Origin of the sequence: Clostridium sp. UBA5119 (assembly GCF_002414285.1) — a bacterium.
Taxonomy (GTDB): Bacteria; Bacillota; Clostridia; order Clostridiales; family Clostridiaceae; genus Clostridium_J; species Clostridium_J sulfidigenes.
This window is the reverse complement of the sequence record NZ_DHYX01000035.1, coordinates 1-12,063: the sequence shown is the minus strand read 5'-3', so window position 1 is coordinate 12,063 and position 12,063 is coordinate 1. Positions and strand designations below refer to the sequence as shown.

Here is a 12,063-nt window from a genome sequence, read left to right as displayed (position 1 = left end):
TACGTCCTTGGATAACGATTTTTTTCAGAGGGGGTAAAAACCTCCCTCTTAAACAAAGAACTCTGTTCATATTAAGATTAAAGTACAATTGGAGGTAAAATAAAATGAAGATATCTAATATAAAAATTTCAATAACAGAAAAAGATTTATACAGTATTGTTGTAGATTTATTAAGAGACTATGTACCCGTTGAAGGACTTAAAATTGACAAAATATTAGTAGATAAAAATATTAATGTAGTTGGACGTTATAAGCATAAAGTATCTATACCTTTTTCTGTTGATATATCTATAAATAAAGTTGAGAATAATAAGCTATATTTAAGTATAGATAAAATTAATGTAAAAAGTCTTAAGATATTTAAAGGCATTGTAAATGTAGCATTAAAAGTAATTAGCTCGAAAGTAGTTAATTTTGGTATAGAATTTACTGATGATATGATAAATATAGATTTATACAAGTTGTGTAAAGTTATACCAATGGTTGATTTTAAATTAGAAAATTTATCTATAATCCCGTATGGACTTGAAGCAGAGGTTAGTAATTTTAATTTTAAAAATGAAAATGATAAATCTAATGATAAAAATGAAGAAAAACATGAAGAAGAAGTTCCAATTTACAATGTAGAATGTAATAAAAAAAATTTAGATAGTCATAAAGAGTATACTTATAGAAGGTTTAGAAAAGAATTTAAAGAAAGATTTTCTGCAAAATATGAAAAGATGTATCCCTATGTAGTGATGATACCAGATATAATTGCTTTATTTATGAGGTTATATAAGGATAAAAGAGTAGCAAAAGAGGTAAAGTTTAATATATCTATCGCTTTAGGATATCTTTTGTTTCCTTTAGATATATTGCCAGATACATTACCTATTATAGGTAAAATTGATGATTTAGCAGTTACATTTTTTATACTTCAAAAGGTGCTTTGTGATATTCCGGAAGAAATAATTCTTGATAATTGGGAAGGCCAGAGCAATATTATAGAGGTTTCTAAAGAAGCTATGATTTTGCTAAATGACAAGTTTGGAGCAAAAGAAATAAGAAAAATAGTGGATGTAGTAAGAATATCTATAAAAAAGACTATAGTATTTTTTACTAAATAAATCTACGTTTAAGGTAGGGGTTATTATGGCAATTAAATACTATGCAATAAAAAAAGGAAGAGATTTTAATAATAATGTGGACGTTAATAATATTATTGTTAAAAGTTGGAGTGAGTGTCTTTCCTATGTAAAAGGAGCGAAAGGTGCTATATATAAGAGTTTTTTAACAGAAAAAGAGGCAAAAGATTATTTAGATAATAGTTCAGAATTAAAGAAAGGTATGGACAACTATCCTTTAGATGTGCCTCATATATATGTTGATGGTAGCTATAACATATCTACAGAAAGGTTTGGATATGGGGTACTTGTAGTTGAAAAGGATATAATTACATATGTCAACTATGGTGGAGGCAAGAATAATCAGTGCAACCAAAGGCAAGTAAATGGAGAGCTTAAGGCTGCTATAAATGGTGTAAAATATGCATTAGATAATAACTATAGAGAAATAGTATTATTTTATGATTATGCTGGAGTCTGTCAACATGCAACAGGTACATGGGAGAGAAATACAGTTTTATCAAAGGAATACTATGAAGTTATTAACAAGTTAAAAAAAGAAGGTAATATAAAAATTATATTTGTTAAGGTAGATAGTCATACTAATGATTTATATAACGATATTGCAGATGAGCTGGCAAAAAGTGGTGCTGAGGTAGAATTTGATTCTGTAGTGGATAAAGCTATTGGAAACAATACTTTAAGGGTTGCTACTAGTGATGTTAAAAATAAACTTTCTAAAATTATTAAGAAAAATATTAGTAATGTTATGTCTCTAGATGTTCATAGTACTATAGGAATTGAAGATAAATATCACATTACCAGAATAATAGAACACTTAAATAGTATAGACATAAAAGAGAGAGAAAAACATTTAAAATGTGTGCCTATAGAGGTTAAGGATAAAATTATATTAGAATTAATTCAAAACTTAAAATAAATTAATTATAGGCATATAAATTAGAAATATGAGCATCCTATAAACATACTTAAGATCTACTAATTATGAATAAGTAAATATTATTGAAACCTAAAATATTTATTTATATGGAAAATTCTATGGAATTTTAGGTAGATAAGTATACAATGAGAAGGGATGTGTATTTTATGAAAATGTTATTAAAGATTATGGTGTTGATAGCAAGTTTAGCCTTAGCTGTTAATTACGTAATGCCTTCAATGGATGGAAGAACTAAAAGAAAATTAAGGAAAAAGGCTAAGAGGTTTCAACATAGAGCTGAAGATATGTTTAATAAAGCAATGGTTCCTTTAAGATAGCTAGAGCAGATTTTCTGCTCTAGCTATCTTTATTTTAAATAAAGTTTAATTTAATACAATAAAACTAATTAAATTAACTCACATTTAATAAAAATTTAAGACATTTATTTTTGTGTATTTTGTTTGTTTATGATACAATATAGGGGTATAATTATCTGAAGTAATTAGGAAGCATTTGCTAAGAGAAGAGGATGAATTTATGGAAATTTTATCTTTAGGAGAAAAAATAAAAAAAAGGAGAAAGGAGCTTGATTTAACTCTAAAAAATCTGGCTGGAGATAGAATAACTGCTGGTCAAATAAGTTTAATTGAATCAGGTAAATCTAATCCTAGCATGGACTTGTTAGAATATTTAGCAGGTGCATTAAAAGTTTCGGTAGAACACCTTATGGAAACTGAAGAAACGCAAGCAGGTAAGATTTGTATATACTATCAAAACATTGCGGAATCTAATATATTAAACGATAATCTGGAGATAGCTTGGAAGGCATTAGAAGATTCATTTATATATATTGAAAAATATGGTCTTCAATTAAATATGGCAACTAATTTGTATTTAAAAGCTTTAATACATGAAAAGAAAAAAGAATATGATGAAGCTCAGGAGTTACTACTTTCAGCTAATAATATATATATTAAATATAATTGTAGTGACGAAATTATTAAAGTATTTATGCTTCTAGGCAAAATTACTCTTGAACTTGATGCATATCATTCTGCATATAGCTATTTTCAACAAGCAGAGAAGGTATTTGAAGAAAGTGATGTATATAATGAAGTTGCTATGGGTAAGGTTTATTATTATATAAGCAAAACTCTTAATAAAATGGGAATTGATAAAGAAGCAATAGAGTATATGAAATATGCTGAAGAAAAACTTTTAAAACTAAAGGATTCGAGAAACTATGGAGAATCATTTATGAAGATTGGACAAGTAAGGTTTAAAGAGGGTAACTTAAACCAGGCTATTGCATACACTGAAAAAAGTTTGAGTCTCTTTAGAAGTAGGCAACAAAGTATTTTAATTACAGATTTAATGTCAGGGTTAGGAGAAATGTTTTCAGAATATGGATATGTAGATAGGTCCTTTGAATATCTTTTAGATGCTAAAGCTATTAAAGAGAGGCTTTCTGAGGAATCTACTGTTAATACTTTAATGTTGATTTGTAATAACTATATAAAATTAAAAGATGAAATAAATGCAAAAAAGGTACTAGAACAGATAGTATCTAATATGCAAAATTTAAGTGTAACAGATTGTACTTTAATGTATAAGTACCATATTCTTAAATATAAAATTGAGTTACTAGAGAAGAAGTATGAAGAAGCAGAAAGAACTTTAATAGATGCTTTAAACTATACAGAAAAAATGAATTATCATAAGGAAAGTGCTGAGATTGCTATTGCCTTAGGAAAATTCTACATGGACTTAGGAAGAGAAGAAGAAGCTGGAAAATATTTAGATGAAGGGGTTAGGATTCTTGAAGAAACAAAATGCTTAACGGATTTTTAAAAATGGGGGATAACTATGGAAATATTATCGGCTGGAGAAAAAATAAAGAGGACCAGAATATATAAAGGTCTAACTTTAAAAGATATATGTGAAGATAAAATTTCCGTTTCTAAAATGAGTTGTATAGAAAACAATAAGGTTGATCCGGAAGATTGGATTCTAGAAATTATTGTAGATAAGCTTGGATTAGATATGGAGTATTTAAAACATGGTGTAAGAGAACAGATAGAAGCAAATATTGAAAAATTTAGTTCTATGACGCCATTAATTTCTTTAGAAGATGTACTATACAATGTAGATTATGCAGAAAAGTATCACTACTACGATTTGAGTTGTAAACTATTTCAAATACTGTTTGAATACTATTTGAATCATGGTATGTCAGCGGAATTAAGCACTACCATACCTAGATATTATAATTCTTGTCAAAAGTCTAAGGATGAAATTTTACATATTAATTATTATATGTATATAGCAAAATATTTATATACTAATGGTGAATGTTCTCAAGCGGGTAGTTATATATCAACAGTAAGGAAGAAACTTATTGAATTAGATAAAAAAGACTCAGTAGAATATATAAAGGCAACTTATAATCAAGTAGTAATCTATATAATGTGTAATAATATAATTAAAGCAAAAAAAGTTAGTGAAGATTTAAAGGAAATACTTTCATTTAATAAAAATGAGTATGTAAATGCAGAAATATATAAAGTGTTAGCTATTATAGAAATTTATTTAGGTGGCGATGAAGTTAAATACTATGAAGAACAAGCTTTAAAAAGATATGATAACTTGTTAGATAAAAAAGCAAGAGCATATTATGATCTTGCAAAAGCTATGTTTGAAAATGGAATTAAAGATGAGGCTTTAGACTATGTAAAAAGAGCTTTGAATGAATATCCAAGAAGTGATAAAGAGCAGTTATGTGAATTTTTAATTGATGGGGTTAAAAGTTTAATAGAGTATGGTTACTACGATTTAGTGTTAAACTATATAGAAGAAGTGCTAGATTTATCTATTGAACTAGAGCTTGTTCCAATAATGGAAAAAGCATATTACTATAAAGCCATGATATTCGAAAGGAAGAAAAATTATATAATGGCTGAAACATATATGATGCTTTCTTTAGATGCCCTGATGAAATATGGAACTAAGAGTGAAATATGTAAAAGGTATATGAAGATAGGCACCATGTATCATGATATGGGAAATGTTAGTGATTCAATAAAATATTTTAGTTTGGCCTTTAAGATGGATAAAAGTTTTTATTAGTTAGTGATTTTATTTATCAGGATTTAATATGAAAATAGGTTGTTGCAAAATGATTTTTAATCACTTTGCAACAACCTATATTTATTTTATAAATCTTTTTATAATATGATCTTTAGCTTTAATTTCGAAGGAATCATTTAGAGGAGAAAGTTCAACCTCACCATACTTATTTTTTATTGCTAAAGATAAAAGTCTATCTGTAAGCTCAGGATTTTTAGATAGTAAGCTTCCATGAAAATAAGTGCAGAAAGTATTTTTATAAACACAACCTTCTTTTTTATCTTCACCATTGTTACCAAATCCGTATTTCACTATACCAAGAGGATTTAAATCACCAATGTAAGTTTTGCCTGAATGATTTTCAAATCCTACGTAGGTTTCATTAAAGAATTCATTATATATAATTGAATTGCCTATTAATCTTTCGTTAGAAGCTTTGGTATAAATATCTAATACACCTAATCCTTCTAAAATATCACCTGTAGAAGTTTCGTAGGTTTTTCCTAAAAGTTGATATCCTCCACATATGCATATAAATACTTTTCCAGATTCTATATAATCGGTAATCCCTTGTTTCTTAGTTTCTACTAAGTCTTTAGAAACTATGGACTGTTCATAATCTTGACCACCTCCGAAGAATACTATATCAAAATCTTCAGGGTTAAATTCATTACCTATTGATACGTTTCTTATTATAACATTTATTCCTCTTTTCTCAGCTCTATGTTTAAGAATTAGAATATTTCCAATATCACCATAAACATTCAATAAATCAGGATATAAATGACATATATTAATTTCCATAAACTCACCTTAACCTTACCAAATTTTATTTATATAGCCTTTACTATGCAACAATTTTCTAAGATGTAACATAGCGGTATATGTAACAAGTACATATGTGGTTTCTGCTTCAGCACTTATTATATTATTTATAAGCTCATCATCGGATTCACAGATTTTAAAGCTTTCTTCTTTAAGATTAGCAATCTTTAGTCTTACAGCCATATCATAAAGACGTATACCAGAAATTATAATATCATTTATTTCTAGTGAATTTAAATTTTCAAAATCTACATCCCATATCCATGAAACATCTGTACCATCGGCATAATTATCATTTAACATCAATGCTAAATTTATAGGTTTATTATTAAGAAGCAAAGTGTTTATAGCTTGATTATAACCAGCAGGATTTTTCACAAGAATTATTTTTACTTCTTTTCCATTTATATTTAGACTCTCTTGCCTTCCAAAAGTGCTCTTTTGATTTTGTAAAGATGCTTTAATTGAAGTTGATTCTATACCTAATTCTAGTGTTACAGATAATGCACAAATAGCATTATATATGTTATATTCTCCAGATTGATTTATAAAGTAATTTTCTCCATTAACAACAACTTCTGAGCCTTCGGTAGTTAAAGCTGTTATTTCATCAATGTGGTATTTAAGTTCAGGTCTTTCATAACCGCAATTTGCACAAAGGTATTTTCCTAGATGGTTATAAGTAATAAATTCGTAACTATAAGGAGTCTTACAGAATTTACAGAACTTGCTGTCTGCATTTATATTTAAAACTGTATTTTCTTTAATAGGAACATTAAAGCCATAATAAACTACAGGGTTATTGGCATCAATTTTACCTAGTAGAGACTCATCACCATTTAGAACAAGTAGAGATTGAGGAGATTTATGTATTCCTTCTAAAATTTTATTATAAGTAGTATGTACCTCTCCATATCTATCTAACTGATCTCTAAATAGATTAGTTACAGTAATTATTTCAGGTTTTATATATTTTGTTATGAATTTAAGGTAAGCCTCATCTACTTCGATAACCGCGTACATATCTTTATTCTTATTAGAAAATTTGAAATTAGAAATGAAAGATGCAACTATTCCAGTATTCATATTAGCTCCAGTATTATTAGTTATAGCATTTTTACCGGCTTTATTAAGAATATTATAAATCATGCTAGTGGTTGTAGTTTTACCGTTAGTACCTGTAATTAAAATTACCTTATAACCTTTAGCAACTGTTGATAATATACCTCTGTCTAAGGCTAAAGCGACTTTGCCAGGAAAGTTTGAACCTCCTTTAAATAATTTGGTACTTAATTTTAATATGATTTTTGAAGTGACTATAGCTATAAATGAATTTATCTTAATTTTTCACACATCCTTTAAATATTTCTCAGAGTTATTTTAATAAATTAATTTAGGTATTTACAAGTATATCAATTTTATATTATAACATATATCTACATTAATGACATCATTCAAAAATAAAAATGAAAGGATGATTTTAAATATTAATTTAGATTTAAAAAAATATTAAAAGTTAGCAAAATTCGATAAAAGTGATGTACTATATCTCGTTATAATATTTAAAATGCATTATAATGAAGTTCGACTTGCAATAAATCTGAATAAAATATGATTTAATAAAGAAAAATAAAATATTTGTTGCATTTTTATAGAAAAGTAGTATTATAATATTAGGAAATTAAAAAAATGTGTTACATTAATTCCTAGAAGATATTTGGGGGTAGTAAAATGGATTTTAACTTAAATAATTTAAAAATTAATACTAATAAGGAAATTTATAGAAATTTAAGCTATGCTGAGTTAGTTTCTCATGCTATTAAAAATGAAGAAGGAATTCTTGCTAATAGTGGGGCTTTTGTTGTGAAAACAGGAAAATATACAGGAAGATCTCCTAAAGATAGATTTATCGTAAGACAAGAAAGTGTAAATGATTTAATTAATTGGGGAGAGGTTAACTTACCTATAGAAGAAGAAATTTTCAATAATTTATATTCACAAGTTATAGATTATTTATCCGCTAAGAATTTATATGTATTTGATGGTTATGTTGGAGCAATGAAAGAGTATAGCATGAATATAAGAGTTGTCAATGAATTGGCATCACAAGCTCTAATGTCTAATCAATTATTTAGAAGATATGAAAAAGAGCAATTAGAAAGTTTTATACCTGAGTTTAATGTAATTGTAGCGCCAGGTTTTAAAGCTAAAGGAAAAGAGGATGGAGTAAACTCTGAAGCCTTTATAATAATTAATTTTGAAAAGAAGATTGTTTTAATAGGTGGAAGTCAATATTCTGGAGAGATTAAGAAGTCAATATTCTCTATAATGAACTTCTTATTACCTAAAAAGGGTGTATTCCCTATGCACTGTTCAGCTAATATTGGAGAAGATGGTGATACTGCTGTATTCTTTGGACTTTCTGGAACTGGAAAGACGACTTTATCTGCAGATCCGGATAGAAAACTGATTGGTGATGATGAACATGGCTGGTGTAATGAAGGAGTATTTAACTTTGAGGGTGGTTGCTATGCAAAAACTATCAAGTTAGATAAAGAAAAGGAAAAAGAAATTTATAACGCTTTAAAATTTGGAGCATTACTAGAAAATGTAGTTTTAGATGAGAATAATAGACCGATGTTTGATGATGATTCTTTAACTGAAAATACAAGAGGAGCATATCCTATAGATTTTATCGAAAACGTTGAAATAAGTGGAGTTGGTGGGAATCCTAATACAGTAGTATTTTTAACTGCAGATGCTTTTGGTGTGATACCACCAATATCTAAATTATCTAAAGAAGCTGCTATGTATCACTTTATGTCAGGATATACTAGTAAGCTAGCTGGTACAGAAAGAGGAATAACTAAACCAAAAGCTACATTCTCTGCTTGTTTTGGTGAACCTTTTATGCTTATGAAACCAGAAGTATATGCTAAACTATTAGGAGAAAGAATTATAAAAAATAATACAGAAGTATATCTTGTTAACACTGGATGGTCTGGTGGCGAATACGGTGTAGGTAAAAGAATGAATTTATCTTATACTAGAGCTATGGTTAAGGCTGCTATAGAAGGCAATTTAAGAAATGCTGAATTCGAAAAGGATGAAAACTTTAATGTTCTTATTCCTAAAGAGATTCCAAATGTACCATCTGAAATATTAAAACCTAAAAATACTTGGGAAGATAAAAAAGAGTATGATAAGAAAGTGTACGAGCTTGTTAAACAGTTCCGTGAAAACTTTAAAAAATTTGATAGCGTAAGTGAAGATATATTGAATGCAGCACCTGGATATAATAAATAATAATTATAAAGAAAAGAAACTCAGATTAAAATGAGTTTCTTTTCTTTATATAGAGATAGAATAATATAAATAACGAAAATTTGTCATGAAGTATAGAAAACTTTTATTTTATTGGAAAAAAGTTTATAATAAAATATAAATATAACAATATGCAGATGTAAAGGGGAGTAATGGGTTGAAAGCTAGAAAAAGAAAAAATATAGGATTAGGTGTTTTGGTTATAATATTAAGTGTTGTGGGATTTTGGATGTTTAGTCAAAGAGATAAAGAACATGATTATACTGCTAAAGTAGAAAAATGGGATAATTTATATTCAGGAAATAATATAAAGTTTTATTACATTGATAGTTCTGTAGCGGAAATAGCTACACTGAAAAGTAAATATAAAGTTGAGACTTTAGTTAAAGAAAATACTAGTGAAATTATGAAATGTGTAGATATAAACAAATGGTTAGATGAAAAAGGAGAAATAACTCTTTCTGATATGGATACTAACAAAGATGGAGAAGAGCTTTTAAAAATTCTAATGTCGGGAAAAAAGGTTTCACAAAAGGATTATAATACAGTGCTTCAAGAATTGTTATCTTCAATAGATATAAAGGTTAGAGTTGGGGAATATAGATTAAATGGAAACTACTCTGTATTAGAAGTATGGGATTCTAATTTTAATAAGTGGGTAATGTTTGATGTGGTTACAGGTGGATATTTTAAAGAGGGTGATGAACCTTTAAGTGCCATTGAGGTTCTAAAAAAAGATTTATCGAAACTTAAGGTTAGTAGTAATGAAGGTAGAGTTTTAGATAAAAAGTCTATAAAGCTATTAAATAATCATCTAGGTACTTACAGTATAAGAATTGATAACAGTAAATATGAGGGATCCATAATAAACTCATATATAACATATGTAAAAGATGTTATGGATGCTCAATTGGAAACTTCTAAAGGTTATATTCCACCAACTATATTTGTAGATAATGATTCTTTATTTAACATTAATCCTTATGAAGAAAAAGTGAATAATGAGGTAGATAAAATTCCTACTATTATATTTGCGAAAACCAATGTAAAGGAAGATGATGATAGCTATATAAAATTTACTTTAGGAGCATTTATGAATAGTTTAATGGTTGAGGAGTTTTATGTTAGAGTAAATAGTGGAGATTTTATTAAGGTTGACACTTATTATAATTTATCTATAGAAAAAGGTGTTACAACTATAGAGATTTCATTAGATGGTATTAATCCTTTACGACAGGTGGTTATAAAGAAATAAAAGAAATGGGAAAAGAAAAAACTAGGAATGTAGATTACATTGCCTTTCTGTAAGCTTGGGGTGTAGGAATATCATTGTTAATTTTTACAATTTTGAAGCAATAGTTACTTAACTGATATATAATATAAAAATAAAATAAATAAGTTAAGTATTTGTAAATATAAGACCTTTAAATGAATAATATAGGTAATATATAAATGTGTAATAAGTATTTATATATTACAATTAAAATACTACAGCATAAAAGTGCTGTATATTAACTAATTTAGTATGAACAATAAAGTGATATAATTTAAAAAGTATATCACTTTATTGATTTTTATAATAGTCAGAAATTTGACATAATATATAAAGAAAATTATAATATAGCTAGTTATAAAATGATATTACCATTTGGCATGTGGAGGGTATGTATGAAAGAAATCAAACGTTATTTAGAAACAAGAGAAGGGGAATATAGTTTTTATTTTGCAGATTTAAAAAGTGATTATACTTATGGGTTTAATGAAAATCTTAAAATGGTGGCTGCTGGTTGTATTAAACTTCCTATTGCTATGGCAGTAATGAAAGAAGTGGAATCTACTAATATATTTTTAGATCAATTAGTAACAATAACAAATGATGATAAGGTTTCTGGTTCTTTTGGTATTATACATGAATTAGAAGGAAGACAATATAGTATTAAAGAATTAATAGTTGCAATGCTTATTCAAAGTGATAATACAGCAGCGTGCAAACTTATAAACACTATAGGCAAAGAGAGGATAAATAATATCATTCATGATATGGGGTTAACATCTACATTTATAAAAAAATATCCATCAGGTGAAAAAGAAGACTTTGATAATGAAAATATAACTACAAGCTATGATTTATGTAAAGGTTTAGCGTTATTAAGCAAGGGGAAAGTGTTAAATGAAAAACATAGTAAATTTATCTTAGAAGTTATTAGAAGAAATCAATTAACCACAGGGATATCATTTTATTGGCCTAAAGATTTTAAAGTTAAAACGGCACATAAAGCAGGAAGTTTAGAAGGAATAGAAAATGATATAGTGTTATTAAATTTGGAAAAAGGTGATTTTGTATTTGTCGTTATGTCAAGAAATTTACCATCTAATGTCTATGGAGTTAGTTCTTTAACAAGAGTTGGGAAAATGATGTTTGATATTATTGATAAGGATTGGAATTAATATAATATCTCTAAGTTAAAGAGTGTGGAATTTGTCCACGCTCTTTAATTTAATATTAAATTATTAAAATTTCACAATATAATTTTGAGGAAAAAGGTAAAGTATAGTTTGATTTTTAACTTATAATCATTAGAAATTAAGGAATACTGAAATTGTTGGTAACAATATTGCCTGGTGTATCAGTAATAGAATTATATAGATATTACAAGGGAATTAAAGGAATGTGTATTTATTTTGGCACAATGCAGTTATTATAAAAGAACAAGCTATCATATCATGATAAGATAAGTCTTG

At 27.2% G+C, this 12,063-nt stretch carries 10 protein-coding genes; 8 read left to right on the top strand and 2 right to left on the bottom strand.

From position 1 onward, the window contains the following. Positions 1-104: 104 nt before the first annotated feature. The 5 genes from B2671_RS04375 to B2671_RS04355 all read left to right on the top strand — a co-directional run bounded on the left by B2671_RS04375 (position 105) and on the right by B2671_RS04355 (position 5,172). The gene (locus B2671_RS04375; protein ID WP_346869322.1) at positions 105-1,109 is read left to right on the top strand and encodes a YkvA family protein; all 1,005 of its coding nucleotides are present in this window, start codon (positions 105-107) and stop codon (positions 1,107-1,109) included. Positions 1,110-1,134: 25 nt separating this feature from the next. Beyond that, positions 1,135-2,046: a viroplasmin family protein gene (locus tag B2671_RS04370; protein ID WP_346869321.1), complete on the top strand. Its 912-nt coding sequence runs from the start codon at positions 1,135-1,137 to the stop codon at positions 2,044-2,046. Between the two features lie 167 nt (positions 2,047-2,213). Next, a complete protein-coding gene (locus B2671_RS04365; protein ID WP_156964390.1) occupies positions 2,214-2,384 on the top strand; it encodes a hypothetical protein in 171 nt (56 codons plus the stop codon). 199 nt (positions 2,385-2,583) lie between these two features. Further along, positions 2,584-3,897 (top strand): helix-turn-helix domain-containing protein, encoded by a 1,314-nt coding sequence (locus B2671_RS04360; RefSeq protein WP_346869320.1) that lies wholly within the window; start codon positions 2,584-2,586, stop codon positions 3,895-3,897. A gap of 15 nt (positions 3,898-3,912) precedes the next feature. Then, positions 3,913-5,172 carry an XRE family transcriptional regulator gene (locus B2671_RS04355; protein ID WP_346869319.1) on the top strand — a complete coding sequence of 420 codons (1,260 nt, stop codon included), beginning with the start codon at positions 3,913-3,915 and terminating at the stop codon, positions 5,170-5,172. Positions 5,173-5,253: 81 nt separating this feature from the next. On the opposite strand, the gene B2671_RS04350 is transcribed toward B2671_RS04355, so the two are convergent. Next, positions 5,254-5,976, bottom strand: a complete 723-nt coding sequence (locus tag B2671_RS04350; RefSeq protein WP_346869318.1) for a glutamine amidotransferase — start codon at positions 5,974-5,976, stop codon at positions 5,254-5,256. A gap of 15 nt (positions 5,977-5,991) precedes the next feature. Beyond that, the gene (locus B2671_RS04345) at positions 5,992-7,341 is read right to left on the bottom strand and encodes a Mur ligase family protein (RefSeq protein WP_346869365.1); all 1,350 of its coding nucleotides are present in this window, start codon (positions 7,339-7,341) and stop codon (positions 5,992-5,994) included. Positions 7,342-7,728: 387 nt separating this feature from the next. On the opposite strand from B2671_RS04345, the gene pckA reads away from it, so the two are divergent. The 3 genes from pckA to B2671_RS04330 all read left to right on the top strand — a co-directional run bounded on the left by pckA (position 7,729) and on the right by B2671_RS04330 (position 11,769). Next, a complete protein-coding gene (gene pckA / locus B2671_RS04340) occupies positions 7,729-9,303 on the top strand; it encodes a phosphoenolpyruvate carboxykinase (ATP) (RefSeq protein WP_346869317.1) in 1,575 nt (524 codons plus the stop codon). Between the two features lie 175 nt (positions 9,304-9,478). Further along, complete coding sequence (locus B2671_RS04335; protein WP_346869316.1) at positions 9,479-10,576, top strand: hypothetical protein; 1,098 nt, start codon at positions 9,479-9,481, stop codon at positions 10,574-10,576. A gap of 413 nt (positions 10,577-10,989) precedes the next feature. Continuing rightward, positions 10,990-11,769 (top strand): serine hydrolase, encoded by a 780-nt coding sequence (locus tag B2671_RS04330; protein ID WP_346869315.1) that lies wholly within the window; start codon positions 10,990-10,992, stop codon positions 11,767-11,769. Positions 11,770-12,063 lie beyond the last annotated feature (294 nt).